The organism is Streptomyces sp. NRRL F-5123 (assembly GCF_000721495.1).
Classification (GTDB): Bacteria; Actinomycetota; Actinomycetes; order Streptomycetales; family Streptomycetaceae; genus Actinacidiphila.
In genome coordinates, this window is record NZ_JOHY01000007.1 from 94974 (window position 1) to 113837 (window position 18864).

Annotated in this window: 12 protein-coding genes; 4 read left to right on the forward strand and 8 right to left on the reverse strand. The window is 74.6% G+C overall.

Going from position 1 to position 18864, the window contains the following annotated elements; translation table 11 throughout:
• Positions 1-162: 162 nt before the first annotated feature.
• Positions 163-1317: a PP2C family protein-serine/threonine phosphatase gene (locus tag IH54_RS0108835; RefSeq protein ID WP_031514595.1), complete on the reverse strand. Its 1155-nt coding sequence runs from the start codon at positions 1315-1317 to the stop codon at positions 163-165.
• A 139-nt stretch (positions 1318-1456) separates the two neighbouring features.
• Here IH54_RS0108835 and IH54_RS0108840 point away from each other — a divergent pair, with 139 nt between their 5' ends.
• Positions 1457-2692 carry a GNAT family N-acetyltransferase gene (locus tag IH54_RS0108840; protein WP_031514598.1) on the forward strand — a complete coding sequence of 412 codons (1236 nt, stop codon included), beginning with the start codon at positions 1457-1459 and terminating at the stop codon, positions 2690-2692.
• On the opposite strand, the gene IH54_RS0108845 is transcribed toward IH54_RS0108840, so the two are convergent.
• The 5 genes from IH54_RS0108845 to IH54_RS0108865 form a co-directional block, all read right to left on the reverse strand.
• Entirely contained in the window at positions 2607-3506 is a 900-nt protein-coding gene (locus IH54_RS0108845) for an Fpg/Nei family DNA glycosylase (RefSeq protein WP_078862044.1), read from the reverse strand. The two genes, IH54_RS0108840 and IH54_RS0108845, sit on opposite strands and share 86 nt — an antisense overlap.
• 9 nt (positions 3507-3515) lie before the next feature.
• Positions 3516-4004: a ribose-5-phosphate isomerase gene (locus IH54_RS0108850; protein ID WP_031514602.1), complete on the reverse strand. Its 489-nt coding sequence runs from the start codon at positions 4002-4004 to the stop codon at positions 3516-3518.
• A 48-nt stretch (positions 4005-4052) separates the two neighbouring features.
• Positions 4053-4649 (reverse strand): biotin transporter BioY, encoded by a 597-nt coding sequence (locus IH54_RS0108855; RefSeq protein WP_031514604.1) that lies wholly within the window; start codon positions 4647-4649, stop codon positions 4053-4055.
• A 260-nt stretch (positions 4650-4909) separates the two neighbouring features.
• On the reverse strand, positions 4910-5296 hold the full coding sequence (locus IH54_RS0108860) for a VOC family protein (RefSeq protein WP_031514606.1): 387 nt from the start codon (positions 5294-5296) through the stop codon (positions 4910-4912).
• 15 nt (positions 5297-5311) lie between these two features.
• The gene (locus IH54_RS0108865; RefSeq protein ID WP_031514608.1) at positions 5312-5959 is read right to left on the reverse strand and encodes a DsbA family protein; all 648 of its coding nucleotides are present in this window, start codon (positions 5957-5959) and stop codon (positions 5312-5314) included.
• A 275-nt stretch (positions 5960-6234) separates the two neighbouring features.
• Here IH54_RS0108865 and pepN point away from each other — a divergent pair, with 275 nt between their 5' ends.
• From pepN to IH54_RS0108880, 3 genes are all read left to right on the forward strand, one after another.
• Positions 6235-8877 (forward strand): aminopeptidase N, encoded by a 2643-nt coding sequence (gene pepN / locus IH54_RS0108870; RefSeq protein ID WP_043180268.1) that lies wholly within the window; start codon positions 6235-6237, stop codon positions 8875-8877.
• 525 nt (positions 8878-9402) lie between these two features.
• On the forward strand, positions 9403-10641 hold the full coding sequence (locus IH54_RS0108875; protein ID WP_043180270.1) for a hypothetical protein: 1239 nt from the start codon (positions 9403-9405) through the stop codon (positions 10639-10641).
• A gap of 216 nt (positions 10642-10857) precedes the next feature.
• Positions 10858-14202 (forward strand): S8 family serine peptidase, encoded by a 3345-nt coding sequence (locus IH54_RS0108880; protein WP_159011718.1) that lies wholly within the window; start codon positions 10858-10860, stop codon positions 14200-14202.
• A gap of 633 nt (positions 14203-14835) precedes the next feature.
• Here IH54_RS0108880 and IH54_RS0108885 read toward each other — a convergent pair.
• Complete coding sequence (locus IH54_RS0108885) at positions 14836-17340, reverse strand: FtsX-like permease family protein (protein ID WP_031514616.1); 2505 nt, start codon at positions 17338-17340, stop codon at positions 14836-14838.
• Between the two features lie 574 nt (positions 17341-17914).
• Positions 17915-18736, reverse strand: coding sequence for an ABC transporter ATP-binding protein (locus tag IH54_RS0108890; protein WP_031514618.1), 822 nt, complete (start codon positions 18734-18736; stop codon positions 17915-17917).
• Between the last annotated feature and the right edge of the window lie 128 nt (positions 18737-18864).

The following is an 18864-nucleotide window of genomic DNA, read 5'->3' on the forward strand; positions in this document are numbered from 1 at the left end:
CGAGCCGGCCCGGGGAAGCACGCTGCACCCCCCGCCTCGCCCGTAGTCCATGGTGCCATCTCCGACCGACAACCAACGCCCTTCTGCGGCAGGGCAGATGGTTGCGATCAGGTGTGCTGGACGAGGATTCGGCGTGTCGAGCCGGGGGTAGGTGCCGAGGCGTCAGGAAGCACGGTGGGCGCGGCTGACGATGAGCAGCGCCCGGTCGTCGTTGACGTCCTTGGCCACGGCCTCGATGAGCCGCCAGGCGGCGCCGCGGAAGCCGGTCGCTATGAAGCGGTCCGCCTCGCCGATCAGCCGGTCCACGCCCTCGCTGATCTCGCGCTCGGCGGTCTCCACGAGGCCGTCGGTGAAGAGCATCAGCACGTCGCCGGAGCGCAACGTGCCCTTCACGCCGTGGAATTCGGCCCCGTCGTAGACGCCGAGCAGCGGCCCCTCGGCGGTTATCTGCTCCCACACGCCGCTGCCCGCGTGCAGTTGGACGCCCGGCGGATGGCCCGCGGACAGCAGCTCGTAGTCGCCGCTCTCCAGGTCGAGCACCAGGTGCACGGAGGTCGCGAAGCCCTCCTCCCAGTTCTGCCGCAGCAAATAGCCGTTGGCGGCGGGCAAGAAGGAATGCGGCGGCAGCGAGCCGAGCAGACCGCCGAACGCGCCGGACAGCAGCAGCGAGCGCGAGGCGGCGTCCATGCCCTTGCCCGACACGTCGGTGAGCACCGCCTCCAGCACCCGCCCGCCGGAGCTGCGGGTGGCCACGACGAAGTCGCCGGAGAAGGACTGCCCGCCGGCCGGGCGCAGCGACATCTCGGCGTGCCAGCCGCCGGGCAGCCGCGGCAGCCGGCTCTGCACCCGGATACGTTCCCGGAGGTCGAACAGCATGGTGTGCCCGCCCCGCCACGGCACCCCGACACGGGACCGGAACTGCGCGATGACCAGGCCCGTCAGCGCGACCGCGGTGACCTCCAGCACCGTCCCCGGCGTGACCCGGGCCGGGCCCTCCCGGTAGGGGCCGAGCGTCGCGGACTCGGCGATCAGCGCCACCGCCGAGGCCGCGTAGAGCAGCAGCAGGCTCGCGGGGCGCAGCAGCAGCCCGCCGGCCAGGATCGGCAGCACCAGGGCACTGGGCGGGCACCAGGCGGGCGTGACGACCGAGACGTACGCCAGCAGCGGGACCGCCGCGACGAGCACGGCCAGGCCCGCCCAGTCGGAGACGCCGCCGCGGAAGTAGTCGACGGCCGCCTTGCGCACACCGAGCCGGGCCCGGTGCAGCCGCCTGCGCCACCGGATCCCGACTCCCTCGCCCACCGCCTCTTTTGCCATGTCCCGGCGACCCTACCGAGCGGCGGCCCGGCTGTGCAGCGCCGATAACCTGTGAGCCGTCCGGGCGAGCCGCCAGGCCGCCCCTTTCGCGCCGGAAAATACGTTCGCCCGCTACCCGCCGCCCTGGTAGGCACGGTCCATGACGATCGAGTTGCGGGCGCTCGCCGAGGGCGAGTGGGAAGCGTACGAACGGTGTCTTCTGCGGTCCTTCGGCGGTCCCGGCGAGGACCCCGCCGAGGCGCAGCTGTGGCGGGAGCTGCTGCCCGTCGGGCGGACGGTGACGGCGTGGGACGGCAAGGAGGTCGTCGGGACCGCGGGCGCCTTCGACTTCCGCATGACGGTGCCGGGCGGCACCCTGCTGGAGGCCGCGGGCGTGACCGCGGTGAGCGTGCTGCCGACGCACCGCAGGCGCGGCCTGCTGACCGCGATGATGCGCCGCCAGCTGGACACCTTCCACGAGAGCGGCACGCCGGTCGCCGTCCTCACCGCCTCGGAGCCGCAGATCTACGGCCGGTTCGGCTACGGGGCCGCGGCGCGCCAGGTGCGCGGCAGTTTCGACGTGCGGCAGCTGACGGTGGCGCTGCCGCCGGGCGCGGAGCGGCTGCGGATGCGGCTGGTCGACCCGGCGGAGGGCTCGGCGGCCTGCGAGGCGGTCTACGCGCAGGTGGTGCCGCGCCGGCCCGGCATGCTCGCCCGCCGCCCCGGCTGGGAGCGCCACCCACTGCTGGACCCGGAGGGCGCACGCGGGGACTTCGGGCCGATGCTGTGCGTGCTCGCCGAGACCGACGACGGCGAGGTGCGCGGCTACGCCCGCTACTGGACGACGAGCCGTGCGACTCCCGAGGGCATCCCGGACGCCACCGTCAAGCTGCGGGACGCCGAGGCGCTCGACCCGGCGGCGTACGCGGCGCTGTGGCACTACCTGACCGGCATGGACCTGGTCGCGCGGCTGGTCTTCCACAACCGGCCCGCCGACGACCCGGTGCACCAGCTCGTCTCCGACATCCGCCGCTGCCGTCTGGGCTGGCGCGACGGGCTGTACCTGCGGGTGGTCGACCTTCCCGCCGCGCTCGCCGCACGCGCGTACAGCGCGCCGGTGGACGTGGTGCTGGCGGTCGAGGACGCCTTCTGCCCGTGGAATTCGGGGCGTTGGCGGCTGTCCGCGGACGCCTCGGGCGCGGTGTGCGAGCGTACGGCCGACCCCGCCGACCTCTCCCTCGCCGCCCGCGAGCTGGCCACCGCCTACCTGGGCGGCCACACCCTGCGCACCCTCGCCGCCGCCGGGCTGGTCACCGAGCTGCGGCCGGGGGCCCTGGGGCCCGCTTCGACGGCCTTCCAGTCCGACGTGCAGCCGTGGGCGCCGTACGGCTTCTGAGCGGTCGGGCCGACTGGCAGCGCGGGCACCAGAACAGGTTGCGGGCCGCCAGTGCCTGGGTGCGGACCTCGGTGCCGCACACCAGGCACGGCTGCCCGGTGCGGCGGTAGACGTAGACCTCGCCACCGTGGTCGTCGACCCGCGGCGGGCGGCCCATCGCCTCCGGCTCGTGCTCGGGGCGCACGGTGTCGATGCGGTTGTTGCGCACGCCCTCGCGCATGAGCGCCACCAGGTCGGCCCACATCGCGTCCCACACCGGCCGCGGCAGGTCCCGCCCGGCCAGGAACGGGTCGACGCCGTGCCGGAAGAGCACCTCGGCGCGGTAGACGTTGCCCACTCCCGCGACGACCTTCTGGTCCAGCAGCAGCGCGGCGACGCTGATCCGGGAGCGCGCGATCCGGGCGTACACCTTGTCCGGGTCGTCGCCCGGCCGCAGCGGGTCGGGTCCGAGCCGGTCGTGTATCGCCCGCTTCTCCGGCTCGGTGATCAGCGCGCAGGCGGCGGGGCCGCGCAGATCGGCGTATTGCCGAGCCGTGGCAATACGCAGGCGAACCGTGTCCGCGGGCAGTGGCGGCGCGCCCTCCCCGAAGCGGAAGGTGCCGATCAGGCCGAGGTGCACATGCACCCAGCCGACGCCGCCGAATCCCAGGAAGAGGTGCTTGCCGTGCGCCTCGGCGGCTTCCATGACACGGCCGTCCAGCAGCGCGGCGCCGTCCGAGAACTTGCCCTGCGGGCTGGCGGCCCGCACCGGCCGGCCGCCGAACCGCTCGGTGTGGTCCGCGGCCAGCCGGTGAATGGTGTGCCCTTCCGGCATCGCGGCCGGTCAGTCCTGCTGCGGGTGGTGCGCCGGGATCGGCGGCAGCTCGCCCGTGGCCTCGTACTCCGAGAGCATGTCGATACGGCGCTGGTGCCGCTCCTCGTGCGAGTACGGCGTCGTGAGGAAGAGTTCGACGAACTTCACGGCCTCCTCCTGCGTGTGCATCCGGCCGCCGATGCTCAGCACGTTGGCGTCGTTGTGCTCGCGGGCCAGGGCCGCGGTCTGCTCGCTCCACGCGAGGGCGGAGCGCACGCCGCGCACCTTGTTCGCGGCGATCTGCTCGCCGTTGCCCGACCCGCCGATGACGATGCCGAGGCTGTCGGCGTCGGCGGCCGTCCGCTCGGCCGCCCGCAGGCAGAAGGGCGGGTAGTCGTCGAGCGCGTCATAGACGTGCGGCCCGCAGTCCACGGGCTCGTGCCCGTTGGCCGTGAGCCATTCGACGAGGTGGTTCTTCAGTTCGAAACCGGCATGATCGGAGCCGAGGTACACACGCATGAGCCCAGTCTTTCATCTCCGGCGGCGGGCGCTTTTCAGGGGCGCGGCTCAGCGGCGCACCAGGCGCCAGGTCAGCGGGAGGGCGGTCATGGCGAAGGCGGCCTTGAGCGCGTCGCCCAGGAGGTAGGGGCGCAGGCCCATCGTGACGGCCTGGTGGGCCGAGAGGTGGGCGGAGAGCGCCAGGTACGGGACGCCCACCGCGTAGATGACCGCCGAGCCGACGGCCATGACGCCCGCGGTGCGCAGCACCGTGCGGTCGCCGCCGCGGCGTGCGAGGAAGCCGACCACGCCGGAGGCGAGCAGCATGCCGAGGATGTAGCCGAAGCTCGCCATGGACCAGCCGGACGCGCCGCCCGCGAACCAGGGCAGGCCCGCGACGCCCGCGGCGGCGTAGAGGCCGAGGGAGGCGAAGCCGCGCCGGGCGCCCAGCGTGGTGCCGACCAGGAGCGCGGCGAAGGTCTGGCCCGTGACGGGCACCGGCGAGCCGGGGACGGGCACGGAGAGCTGCGCGGCGAGCCCGGTGAGGGCGGCGCCGCCCGCGACGAGCGCGGCGTCGCGCAGCCGCGCCCGGGTCGCGGAGGAGGCGGGCAGCAGGTCGGCGAGGACGGTGCCCGCCCGGCCGGTGGCAAGGGTGGCGGCGCTCATGGAGTTCTCCCGCGGGGTGAGGCGGCTGGGGTCGCCGCGGAGGGCGGCGCTCCGACGCTAGCCCAGCACTCCGGCGCCGATCATCGTCTGCTTCCGACAAAGGCGCGATCTTCCACTTGGAGAGTCCGGCTCCGGCAGGGTGGGAGGTTTACGCAGGTGGCGTGAGCTGCGTCACGCCGGAGGCCGCGGGCGGGGCGGGCCCGTACGAGCCCACCCCGGACCGTGTCAGCTGTGGGTTTCCACCAAGTTACGCGGGGACGTTATGCAGGCTGGAGGAGATCCCACCTGTTGCCGTAGAGGTCGTGGAAGACCACGACCGCCCCGTACGGCTCGTAGCGCGGCTCCTCCTCGAACACGACGCCCTCGGCGACCATGCGCTTGTAGGCGCCGTCGAAGTCGTCGGTGGTCAGGAAGAGCCCGACGCGCCCACCGGTCTGGTCACCGACCCGGGCGGACTGCTCCGGGGTGGACGCGCGGGCCAGCAGCAGGCCCGTCTCGCGGGCGCCGGGCGGGACGACGACGACCCAGCGCGAGCCGTCCGCGCGCGGGGTGTCCTCGCGCAGCTCGAAGCCGAGCGCGCGGGTGTAGTAGGCGATGGCCTCGTCGTAGTCGTGGACGACGACGGCCACCAGGCCCAGGTGCGCCATGGTGTGCCGACCGCCCTACTCGAAACTCGGCCCGGCGGTGCGGGTGCGCTTGATCTCGTAGAAGCCGGGGATGGAGGCGACCATGAGCGTGCCGTCCCACAGCTTGGCGGCCTCCTCACCCTTGGGGGCGGGGGTGACGACGGGCCCGAAGAAGGCGATCTGCTCGCCGTCGGAGCCGGGCACGGCGATGACCGGGGTGCCGACCTCCTGGCCGACCTTGTCGATGCCCTCCTTGTGCGAGGCGCGCAGCTCGGTGTCGTACGCGTCGCGGTCGGCGTAGTCGGCCAGTTCCGCGGGCAGGCCGACCTCCTCCAGGGCCTCGACGATCGTCTCGCGGGTCCTGGGCAGCGCGCGGTTGTGGAAGCGGGTGCCGAGCGCGGTGTAGAGCGGGCCGACGACGTCGTCGCCGTGCTGCTGCTGGGCCGCGACGACGACGCGGACCGGGCCCCAGGCGTCGCGCAGGAAGGTGGCGTACTCCTCGGGCAGCGTGTCGAGCTTGTCCTCGTTGAGCACCGCCAGGCTCATCACGTGCCAGTGCACCTCGATGGGGCGGACTTTCTCGACCTCGAGCATCCAGCGCGACGTCATCCATGCCCACGGGCACAGCGGGTCGAACCAGAAGTCGGCGGGCGTCTTGGCCGGGTCGGCGGTGGTCGCAGTCACTGCGTACTCCTCGTCGGGGGGCGTCCGGGACGGGCCGGGCGCGGCTGGGCAAACCCCTGCTACAGCCGACAACGCGGCGGGATCGGTGGCGCATTCCCCGCTCCCCGGCGGTCCGGGGAACGGCCGCGGAACCGCGCCCCACGCGCCGCGCCCGCGGCCGTACGCGCTGGTCGGCGCCCCCGTGTCGGACCTCCGTGGAAGGATGCGGAAGGTCAGCTGCCCGATGTGCTCGGGGTACCTGGGGTACCCGGGGCCAGAGACGAAGGAGTCCGCCCGTGCCCGGCGAGAACCTGAGCCGTGAGGAGGCCCGCGAGCGGGCCGCGGTGCTGTCGGTGGACCGCTACGACGTGGCGCTCGACGTGCGGTCCGCGGTCGGCGCGGTGCCGGACGGCGCCGTACGCACCTTCCGGTCCACCACGGTGATCGACTTCCGGTGCGCGCGGCCGGGCGTGCCGTCCTTCGCCGACCTCGTCGCGACCGAGGTCGCGTCGGTCCGGCTCAACGGCCGCGAGCTGGACCCTGCGAAGGTGTACGACGGCTCCCGGATCGCCCTCGACGGCCTGGCCGAGCGCAACACCCTGGTGGTGGACGCGCGCTGCTCCTTCAGCCGTACGGGCGAGGGCCTGCACCGCTTCGAGGACCCGGAGGACGGCGAGGTCTACCTCTACACGCAGTACGAGCCCGCCGACGCCCGCCGCGTCTTCGCGAACTTCGAGCAGCCCGACCTCAAGGCGCCCTTCACCTTCCAGGTGACCGCGCCCGAGGGCTGGACGGTGCTGTCCAACGCCGAACCGCAGGACGCGCCCGCGGCGGCCGAGGGCGGCGGCACGACGACGCGCTTCCGGCCGACGCTGCCGATCCCGACGTACATCACCGCGGTCGTCGCCGGCCCTTACCACGTCGAGCACGACCACTACGCGCGCGCCCTGGACGACAGGTCGACGCTGGACATCCCGCTCAGCGCGCTGTGCCGCCGCTCGCTGGCCAAGCACTTCGACGCCGACGAGATCTTCACCGTCACCAAGCAGGGCCTGGACTTCTACCACGACACCTTCGGCTACCCGTATCCGTGGGGGAAGTACGACCAGGCCTTCGTGCCGGAGTACAACATCGGCGCCATGGAGAACCCGGGGTGCGTGACCTTCCGGGAGGAGTTCGTCTTCCGCGGCAAGGTGACGCGTGCGTCGTACGAGCACCGGGCCAGCGTGGTGCTGCACGAGATGGCGCACATGTGGTTCGGCGACCTGGTGACCATGCGCTGGTGGGACGACCTGTGGCTCAAGGAGTCCTTCGCGGACTTCATGGCGGCCTTCTCCCAGGTCGCGGCGACGCAGTACACCGAGGGCTGGATCACCTTCGCCAACCGCCGCAAGGGGTGGGCCTACCACGCCGACCAGCTGCCCTCCACGCACCCGGTCGTCGCCGACATCCGCGACCTGGAGGACGCCAAGCTCAACTTCGACGGCATCACGTACTCCAAGGGCGCCGCCGTCCTCAAGCAGCTCGTCGCCTATGTCGGGCAGGACGCCTTCTTCGAGGCGGCCCGGCGCTACTTCCGGCGGCACGCCTACGGCAGCACCGAACTGGCCGACCTGCTGTCCGTGCTCAGCGAGACCTCCGGACGCGACATGCCCGCCTGGTCGCGCGCCTGGCTGGAGACCGCGGGCGTCAACTCGTTGACCCCGCAGGTGAGCTACGGGTCGGACGGGCGCGTCGTGGAGCTCGCGGTGCTGCAGGGCGCCGACGACCCGGCGCGTCCCCAGCTGCGCCCGCACCGCGTCGCCGTGGGCCTCTACCGGCGCATGCCGGGCGGAGCGCTGGAGCGCTTCGCGCGCGCCGAGACCGACGTGGCGGGCCCGCAAACGGTCGTCGCCGACCTCGCCGGGCAGCCCCGGCCCGACCTGGTGCTGGTCAACGACGACGACCTGACGTACTGCAAGGTGCGTTTCGACGCGGATTCGCTGGACACCCTGCGCGCGCATCTGGGCGACCTGTCGGACCCGCTGGCGCGCGCACTGGCCTGGTCGGCGGTGTGGAGCATGACGCGGGACGGCCTGATGCCGGCCGGTGACTACCTCGGCCTGGTGCTGCGCTTCGCGGGCCGCGAGACCGACATCGGCGTGCTCCAGTCGCTGCACCTCCAGGCCCGCACCGCGCTCACCCGCTACATCACGCCCGAGCGGCGCGCCTCCGCGGCGACCGAGCTGGCGCAGGGCGCGGTGCACGAGCTGCGGCTCGCCGAGCCGGGCAGCGGCCACCAGCTGGCATGGGCGCGCTTCTTCGCGTCCATGGCGACCTCGCCCGCCGACCTGCAGCTGCTGCGGGGCCTGCTCGACGGCTCGGCGCGCATCGACGGCCTGGCGGTCGACCAGGAGCTGCGCTGGACGCTGCTGGGCGCGCTCACCGCGCAGGACGCCGCGGTCGCCGGAAGCACCGCGGACGCGGACATCGCGGCAGAGCGGGCCAGGGACGACACGGCCTCCGGGCACCGGCACGAGGTGCGCTGCCTCGCGGCCCGGCCCTCGGCCGAGGTCAAGGAGCGGGTGTGGGCGGACGTGGTGGGGTCGGACGCGCTGTCCAACGCCCTCGTGGAGGCCAGCATCGCGGGCTTCGTGCAGGCCGGGCAGCGCGAGCTGCTGGCGGCCTTCACGGACCGGTATTTCGCCGCGCTGGAGGACATCTGGGCGTCCCGCTCGATCGAGATCGCGATGGCGGTCGTCAGCGGCCTCTTCCCGGGCCTCCAGGACCGCCGGGAGACGCTGGAGGCGACCGACGCGTGGCTCGCGGCCCACGAGGACGCCGCGCCCAACCTGCGCCGCCTGGTGCTCGAAGGGCGCGACGACCTGGCGCGGGCGCTGCGCGCGCAGGAGTGCGACGCGCGGGCGGCCGAGGCTGCCCGCTCCGGCGCGGCGCTGTGAGCTGACGGGCCGCGGTCCGGCGGACTGCGGTCCGGCCGACTGCGGTCCGGTGGACCGCAGCCGGACGGGCAGTGCTCCTGACGGCCTGCGAGCTGACGGGCCGCTCACGTGACGGCCGGGCACGTGACGGGCCGCCCCGTGCGGGCATTCCGCCGGGCGGGGCGGCGCGGGCCGTCCTGCCCGGTGGGGCGACGCGGGGGAACCGCCGCACCGCGTTCCGCGTCACCCGGACGGGGGAAATGGGTGTCGGCATCCGAACACCTGGACTTTAGCCCGGTGTTGTCCGGTTCTGTCGACGGGCGTGTAACAGGGGTTAGGGGCCGTACGGGCGACGGGAACGACGTCGCCATGAACGTGAACCCCCGCCTCCCCCATGGTCCCCGCGACTCCCGCGGCCCCCGCCCCTCAGCCGCGCCCTCCTCCCCCACCGCAGCCGGGCACTCTTCCCGCGCCGGGTACGGCGAGGGCGCTGCCGACCCCGCCGATTGCGTCCCCGACCCGAGACTGCCCGCGGACGAGCCGGTCATGACGCTGCGCCGGCTGCGCGCGCACGGCGTCCCGGCGTCCGTCGTGGCCGAGCGCTGCCGGCCGGGCGGCCCCTGGCGGCAGCTGCTGCCGCAGGTCTACCTGCTGCGGCCGGGCGCGCCCGGCGACCGGGAGCGGCTCCGGGCGGCGCTGCTGTACGCGGGCCGCGAGCCCGGCGGGCGCGGCAACACGCCGGGCGGTGCGGGGGCTTCCGGCCCTGCGGGTGCTTCGCCGGCTTCAAGCCCTTCGGGTGCTCCTGGCTCCTCCGTCCCGTCCGGCCCGGCTCCCGGCGGCGGGCGCGAGGCCATGGTGACCGGCCTGGCCGCGCTCGCGCTGCACGGCTTCGCGTGCGTGCCGCCGCTGTCGGCGCTGCTGGGGATCGACGTGCTGGTGCCCCGGCAGCGGCGGCTGCGGGACGCCGGCGAGGTGACCGTGCATCGTGCCCGCGTCCTCCCCCCGGCCCAGGAAGTGGCCGGGCTGCCCTGCGCGCCCGTGCCGCGCGCGCTGGCCGACACCGTGGGGAGCCTGGACGACGCCCGGTCGGTGCGGCGGCTGCTGGCCGAGGCCGTGCGCGGCGGGTACTGCGACGCCGCCGCGGTGATGCGCGAACTGGGCGCGGCCGGGCTGCTGGACCACCCGCACGTGGCCGACGCGGTGGGGGCGCTGCACGGCGCCGACCGTCGCGTGGCCGAGCAGCGGCTCTACGCGATGGTGCGCAACCACGCGCTGCCCGACCCGGTCTGGAACGTCGAACTGCGCCTCCCCGGCGGCCCGCCGCTGGGCGCGGTGGACGCGTACTGGCCCGACCACGGCGTGGCCCTCGCGATCGACCCGCGCCACGACGGCCCCGACCCGTACGACGGACCGGGTACGTACGGCCCGGCAACGTACGGACCGGGCGCGTACGACGGCGCGGCAACGGATGACGGCGTGGCAATGGGCCACAGCGTGGCAATGGACGGCGACGCGACCGGAGACCTCTACGCCGACCCGTACGGCGGGAGCGGGTCCTGGGACACGGAGGTGTGGCAGCCGGAGACGGTCTTCCGGGACGACGAGGTGTGGTCGCGGACCGTCCGGCAGCGCGACCGGCTCGAAGCGCTCGGCATCACGCTCGTGCACGTCACGCCCGCCGAGCTGCGGGACGCGTGCGCGCGGCAGGCGGCCGTGGTGCGGACCGCGCTGGTCGCCGCGGCCGACCAACTCGCGGCCGCCTACGTCGTGGTGACGCCGCGCTGACCCGCGGCCCACCCGCGGCCCACCCGCGGCAAGAGTGCGGCCTTTGCGCCGGTATGGCACCTCCGGTACTGGCGGATACACGTCAGCGGAGCACCAAGCGAGGGTCAACGCACCACAAAGAGCGGCTTTCCCCGGCAGGGTGACGATCCGTACGGTCTGTTCCGCAAGTCTTTCCGATTCCCGTACACCGTCACGACGGCCCGACCAGGGATGCCCATGCCTCTCGTTCACATATCCGGCACCAGACGCACGGCCCGGCTCGCGCTCGCCGCGGGCCTGGTGGCCGCCCTCACGGCCGCGAGCCCCGCGCTCGCGGCCGCCGACGCCCCCGCACCGGCGCTGCCCGCCACGACGCCCGCGACCGCCGCGCCCACCGCCCCCGACGGCACCGGCGCGCCCGGCAAGGACTCCGACGACAAGCTCGGTGCCGCCGACGCCGAGGCGCTCGCCAAGGCCAAGGCGGACGGCGACAAGAGCGTCACCTTCATGGTCGCGGGCAAGCCCGGCAGCACCGCGGAGATCAGCTCCCGACTGCACGCCCAGGGCGCGAGCATCGGCCGGACGTACGACCAGCTCGGCTACGTCCGCGCGACCGTGCCCACCGCCAAGGCGGACGCGGCCCTCGGCGCCGCGCAGAAGCTCCCGCAGGTGCTGGCGATCGACCTCAAGCAGGAGATCCAGCTCGACGACCCGACGCCGTCCGCCGACACCACCGCCGCCGCGCGCCACCAGGGCAAGCCCGCGAAGACCTACCCGGGCCCCGACAAGCGCACCCCGGCCGCGAACCCCTACCAGCCGGCCTTCGAGACCGGCGCGGTGGACTTCGTCAAGCACAACCCCGCCGCGGACGGCCGCGGCATCACCATCGGCATCCTGGACTCCGGCGTCGACGTGGGCCACCCGGCACTGCAGAAGACCACGACCGGGCAGCGCAAGATCGTCGACTGGGTCACCTCGACCGACCCGATCCTGGACGGCGACGCCACCTGGCGCCCCATGGTGACCGCCGTGTCCGGCCCGTCCTTCACCGTCTCCGGCCGCACCTGGGCCGCGCCCGCGGGCAGCTACTCCTTCAGCACCTTCGCCGAGGCCGCCACCAAGGGCGGCGACGCGAACGGCGACCTCAACCGCGACGGCGACACCACCGACGTGTGGGGCGTGCTGTACGACCAGGCCGCCGGCACCGTGCGCGTCGACCTCGACAACGACGGCGACTTCACCGACGAGACCGCGATGAAGCCGTACAAGGACGGCTACCAGATCGGCCACTTCGGCACGGACGACCCGGCCACCGCCATCTCCGAGTCCGTCCCCTTCACCATCGAGATCCGCAAGGACGTCCCGATGGACCCCTACGGCGGCACGTGGGTGGGCAAGAAGGCCGACTTCGTCAACATCGGCGTCGTCGAGGCCGAGCACGGCACCCACGTCGCGGGCATCACGGCCGCCAACGGGCTGTTCGGCGGCGCGATGGACGGCGCCGCGCCCGGCGCGCAGATCGTCTCCTCGCGCGCCTGCACCTGGACGGGCAGCTGCACCAGCATCGCACTCACCGAGGGCATGGCCGACCTGGTGATCAACCACCACGTCGACGTCGTCAACATGTCCATAGGCGGCCTCGGCTCGCTCAACGACGGCGCCAGCGCGCGCGACCTGCTCTACAAGCAGCTCATCGACACCTACGGCGTGCAGCTGGTGATCTCCGCGGGCAACGACGGCCCCGGCGTCAACACCATCAGCGACCCGGGCCTGGCCGACCACGTGCTGAGCGTCGGCGCGTCCATCTCCCGCGAGACGTGGGCCGCCAACTACGGCTCGCAGACCACCGTGCCCTACGCACTGATGCCCTTCTCCGCGCGCGGCCCGCGCGAGGACGGCGGCCTCGCGCCCGTCATCACCGCGCCCGGCGCCGCCATCAGCTCCACCCCGACCTGGGAGGCGGGCGCACCCGTCGCCGAGGCCGGCTACAGCCTGCCGCCCGGCTACGCGATGCTCCAGGGCACCTCGATGGCCTCCCCGCAGGCCGCCGGCGCCGCCGCTCTGCTGCTGTCCGCCGCCAAGGCCCGGCACCTGACCGTCACCCCGGCGCAGCTGCGCACCGCGCTCGTCAGCACCGCCAGGACGATCCCCGGCTTCCAGACCGCCGACCAGGGCGCCGGCCTCGTCGCCGTCCAGCCCGCGTGGGACCTGCTCAAGCGCGGCGGCACCACCGACACGTACACGGTCAGCGCGCCCGTCGACACCACGCTGTCGAGCTACCTGCAGACGCCCGGCCACGGCACCGGCATCTACGACCGCGAGGGCGGCCTGACCGCCGGTCAGCAGCGCACCTACACCGTGACCGTGACCCGCACCAGCGGCCCGTCCTACGCGCTGCTGCACGCCCTGCGCTGGGCGTACGACGACGGGACCTTCTCGGTCGCGAGCCCGGTCGTGTCGCTGCCGCTGAACAAGCCGGTGACGGTCAAGGTCACCGCGCGGCCGCGCGCCGCGGGCGTGCACAGCGCACTGCTCGACGTCGACGACCCGCTGACGCCCGGCACGGACACGCAGATCGCCGCGACCGTCATCGTCTCCACGCCGGTGACCGGCCCGTCCTTCACGCTCACCCGTTCCGGGACGATCCAGCGCGACAGCACCCGCTCGTACTTCGTCACCGTGCCGGCCGGGGCGACCTCGCTGGAGGTCTCCATGGGCGGCCTCAAGACCGGCAGCCAGACCCGTTTCATCACCATTCACCCGTACGGTGTGCCGCTGGACTCCACCCAAACCCCTGACTGCTACCCGAATTACAACAACCCGGCCAACACCTGCCGCCCCGACCTGCGGTCGTACGCGCAGCCGCTGCCGGGCGTCTGGGAGATCGAGGTCGAGGCCCGCAGGACCTCGCCGCAGCTCGACAACCCCTACACGCTGAACGTCGCCGTCCTCGGGGCCGCCTTCGACCCGGCGGTGCAGACGCTGCCCAGCGCGAAGGTCGGCGAGCCGACGCCCGTGAGCTGGACCGTCACGAACGACTTCGCGCCGATCAGCGGTGGTACGGTCGCCGGCGGGCCGCTCGGCTCCGCCGCCACCGACACGCCCACGATCGCCCAGGGCGAGACCCGCACGACGAACCTGACCGTGCCGACGGGCGTCTCGCGGCTCGACGTCTCGATCGGCTCGCCGTCCGACCAGCAGGCCGACCTCGACCTGTACGTCTACCGCGACGGCGTGCTCGTCGCGCAGAGCGCGGACGGGGACGCGGAGGAGTCCGTGAGCCTCGCGAACCCCGCGCCGGGCAAGTACACCTTCGAGGTGGACGGCTACTCGGTGCCGTCCGGCTCGACGACGTACGCGTACGAGGACGTCTACTACTCCGCTGCGCTCGGGCAGGTGACGGTGGGGGCTGCGGCGCCGGTGTCGTTGCCGCACGGTGCGTCCGCGGTGGTCACCGCTGACGTGGTGGCTGCGGCGGTCGCGCCCGCCGGGCGCCAGCTGTTCGGGCAGGTCAGCCTTCTCACGCCTGGCGGCACGCCGGCGGGGACGGGGTCCGTCCTGATCGCCTCGACGCTGCCGTAGCTCTTTTCTGGGGGCGCCTCGCTTTGCGGGGCGCCCCCTTTTTTTGCGCCACGAGGCGCCTGTTGCGGTTTGCTGCGCGATCTTGCCGCCGGCGGGGGCTGGTCGCGCCGTTCTCCCCCAGGGCTTCGCCTGGGGTACCCCCACGCGCCCCTGGGTGTGCCCGGCGGGGCATCGCGCTGTTCGTGTGGGGGTGGGGCCGGGCGCCGCTCCGGGGGTACCTCCTCGGAATGCGCGTTCGCCCTCGTCCGTGTCCGGTGCCGGACTGGCAAGCGCATTCCTGCGGGGGCACCCCCGGATCGTCCCCCTCCCGACGTCTCGCCGGCGGCTGCCCGCCGGTGGGGGGCGGGGCGACCGGCCCCCTCCCCGTGCATTGTGTCGGCGGCTGCCCGCCGGTGAGGGTGGGTGGGTCATCAACCCCCTCCCGACGCCTCGACGGCGGCTGCCCACCGGTGAGGTTGGGCGGGGTGATCGGCCCCCACCCGACGCCTCGTCGGCGGCTGCCCGCCGGTAGGGGTGATGTCCGGGGGACTGCGGTTCCCCCCCGATGGCGAGTCGCTCCCGCAGGTGGACAGAAGCTGCCGTGATCACCTGCACGGGTGGCGGGGGTGGGTACCCCGGGCCGGAGGCGCGGGGTCAGGCGCCGACGGACGGCGGCGTGCGGAGCAGCGCGCGGGCGGGGAGGGACGTGGAGGCCAAGGTGAGGGTGAGGGCGGCGGCCGCGAGAGCGAGGGGCTGGGTGGGTGGGATGTAAGGCGCGGCGCCGGTGAGGCCGCGGGCGATGGGGACGAGGGTGGTCCAGGCGATCGCCCCGCCGATGCCGAGTCCGGCGAGGGCGACGACGAGAGCCTCGGCCCGGAGCATGCGCAGGACCTGGGCCCGGGTCGTACCGGCGAGCCGGAGGAGCGCGACCTCGCGGCGGCGGTCGAGGACCGTCATGACGAGGGTGTTGGCCGCGGCGACCGCGGCGAAGCCGCCGAGGACCCCCGCCATGACCCGGTTGGCCCAGCCGTTGAGTTCGAGGTCGCGATCGGCCTGCGCCCGGTAGCCCGCGCGGTCGGTGACCGTGAGGCCGGGCACGCCGAGCTGTCCGAGGGCGTGCCGCACGGCGCCGGGTTCCGCCCCCGGGGCGTCGTGCACGAGCACCTCCGTGTCGAGCGCGGCGGCGGCGTGCGGGGCGACCACGGAGCGCGGCAGCAGCAGGGAACCGAGGCCGAGGCCGCGGCTGTAGACGGCGACGACGGTGGGCCGCAGCTGCGTACCGTCGCCGAGCCACAGCGAGATCCGGTGGCCGACGTGCGCCTTGGCCGTACCGGCGAGCAGCGCGTCGACGGCGACGGTGCGCCCGTCGCCGGTGAGCGCGGCGAGGGAGCCCTCGCGGACGCCGAGGTCGAGGACGCGGGGCAGCGCGGCGGGGTCGCCGTCGACGCCCAGCACACTGGTGGAGTTGAGCGAGCCGCCCGAGCGGTAGAGCCCCCCGCTGCGGAGCAGGCCGACCGCGGTGTCCACGCCGGGCGTACGCGTGGCGCGCGCGGCGGTGTCGGCGGGCAGGCCCGGGCCGCCGGAGCCGAGCACCTGGTCGGCGACGACACCCTCCCTGATCTGGCGGGACGACTCGTGCGCGACCGAGCTCTGCATCCACACGAGCGTCCCCGTGAAGGCGGTGACGAGCACCAGGGGCGTGATCGCGGAGGCGAGCCGGCGCGCGTTGGCGCGGGTGTTGGCGGCCGCCAGCTCGCCCGGCGCACCACCGGCGCGCAGGGGGAGCCCGAGGAGCGCGGACGCCAGCCAGGCCACGACCGGGCCGAGCAGCGCGACGCCGACCATGAAGCTGAAGACGACGCCGAGGGCGACGCTCGCCGCGTCGTCACCGGTGGTGTGCGCGGCGACGATCGCGAGCACGACCCCGCCCGCGATCGCCGCGACGCCCAGCACCGTACGGATCACGCCGGGCCGCCGGCGTTCCACGGCCGCCTCGCCGAGCGCCGCGCTGGGCCGCGCCTTCGCCGGGCGGCGCGCGGCGAGCCGGCCCGCGACGAGCGCGGCGAGCAGCCCGGCGCCGACCGCCGAGACCATCGGGATCCAGCCGACCGAGAGGGTCACGCCGTGCGGCACCGCGTCCTTGTGCACCAACTGGTCGAGCCACCAGCGGGCCAGCGCGATGCCCGGCAGGATGCCCGCCGCACCGGCGATCGGCGCGACCAGCAGCGCCTCGGCGGCGACGGTGCGGCGAATCTGCCGCGGGGTGGCGCCGACCGCGCGCAGCAGCGCGATCTCCCGGCCGCGCTGGCCGATCGCGAGCGAGACGGTGCCCATCACGACGAAGACCGCGGTGGCGGTGGCGATGCCGCCGAAGGACCCGCCGAGCGCGGTGAGCATCTCCCGCGCCTCGGCGAGCTGCGGCTGCTCCGCAGCGCCGCGCCCGTCCCCGGTGCGCACCTCTGCGGCGTCGCCGACCGCGTGCCGGGCCCGGTCGGCGAGCGCCTCGGTGCTCACGCCCGGCTTCGCGAACACGGCGACGGCGTCGGCGAGCCCGGGGTGGCCGGACAGCCGCGAGGCGGTGGCGTCCGCGAAGTAGGCGGTGGGCGCCCCGCCGGGCGCGGTGAGCCCGGCGACCCGGTAGGCCGTGGTACCCCCGGGGGTGCCGAGGGTGACGGTACGTCCGGGGCCGGTGTGCGCGGCGCGCGCGGTCGCGGGGTCGAGCACCACCTCGCCCGCACCGGGCGCGCGCCCCTGCACGACGTCGGCGCCGTCGACGACCCTGGCCGCCCAGTTGCGCCCCGTCAGCCCGGACTGCCCGGCACCCTGCACGGGAAAGGCCGTGTCCGCGACGGCCGCGGCCACCCCCGGCTCCGCGGCTACCCGCGCGGCCAGCCCGGCGTCCAGCCGTGGCGTGTCCGTGAGCGGCTCCTTCTCCGTCTCGGCGTCCTCACCGTGCCCCACGTGGATCCGCGCCTCCGGATGCGGCGCGACGACGACCGGCACATGCGCGTACCGCTCGGGCGCGACATGTGCGGTCAGGCCCGTCTGCAGCAGCGTCCCGCACGCGGTGACGACGACCGCGGCGAAGAACAGCGCGACGAACGTCCCCGCGAACGAGGCCGGCCGGAACCGCACGGAGGCCCGCGCGAGCCCGTTCATTTCCGCCCCCGTCCCCGGGGGAGGACGGTCCTCTCCCCCCTCGCCCGACGACCACCGTCACCCGCCCTCCTGCCGGAGGGGGACGGTGCGGCGGTGCCCATGCCCTGCCGGGCGAGCCCTTCTCCGCCCTCACCGGCCGGCAGCCGCTGTTCCTGCCCGGAGGGGGACGGTGCGGGGTGCCCCCGCAGGAATGCGCGTCGACTCCGTCGAGGGCACGGATGAGGTCGCACGCGCATTCCGAGGAGGTGCCCCGTGGCGGCACCCGCCCCAGCCCCGCACCGGGTGCGCGATGCCCCACCGGGCACCCCCAGGGGCTGCGTGGGGGCACCCCCAGGCGAAGCCACGGGGGAGAACTGCGCGAGCAACCACCCACCCACGCGCGGGTCGTCACCGACCCGAAGGGGCAGTACGGTCCCCTCCGGACCACCGGCCGGTGGACGGCTGAGCGCGCGGTTCTCCCCCAGGGCTTCGCCTGGGAGGTACCCCCACGCGCCCCCGAGAACGACTGCCCCGCGCGGCACGCGCAGCCCGAGAACGCCCGCCCGGCGCGGAGCCGGGAGACGGCGGCGGGGCATCACGCCGCCCTCCCCGTCGCGGAAGCGGCGGAGGCGGCGGAAGCTGTCAGGGCGACCATGCGGTCGGCGACCTCCGTGGGGGAGGGGGAGCGGAGCTCCCCGGCGAGGCGGCCGTCGGCGAGGAAGAGGACGCGGTCGGCGTGGGACGCGGCGACCGGGTCGTGCGTGACCATGACCACCGTCGCGCCGAGCGCGTCCACCGCGCGGCGCAGCAGCGCGAGAACCTCACGGGCCGTGCCCGTGTCGAGCGCCCCGGTCGGCTCGTCGGCGAAGATCACCTCCGGGTCGGTGACGAGCGCCCGCGCGATCGCGACGCGCTGCTGCTGGCCGCCGGAGAGCTGGCCGGGGCGGCGCCGCCCGTGGCCGCCGAGTCCGACCTCCGCGAGCAGCGTCTGCGCGCGGCGGCGGTCGGGGCGGACCCCGGCCAGCCGCAGCGGCAGCAGCACGTTCTGCTGCACCGTCAGCGAGGGCAGCAGGTTGAAGGCCTGGAAGACGAAGCCGACACGGCGGCGGCGCAGCTTGGTGAGCTGGTTCTCGCCGAGCCCGGTGATCGGTTCGCCGCCGAGCAGCACCTCTCCCCCGTTCGGCCGGTCGAGGCCCGCGGCGCACTGCAGGAACGTGCTCTTGCCGGAGCCGGACGGCCCCATCACGGCGGTGAAGCTGCCGCGCGGCAGCGCGAGGTCGATGCCGCGCAGCGCGTGCACGGCGGCGTCGCCGCGCCCGTAGGTGCGGGTGACCGAGCGGAGTTCGACGGCGGATGCGCCGGGGGGACCTCCGCGCGGGGAGGTGTCGGGTGCGGGAACGATGCCGTGTGCAGCCATGTCCTCGACGCTACGGAGTGCCGACCGGGTGAACCATGGCGTCCACCGGCCTCCCGGGGGTGGGGAGAACCCCACCATGACCCACCGCAACGGGTGTGGCACATCCCGGAAGGGGTAGGGCTGAGGTG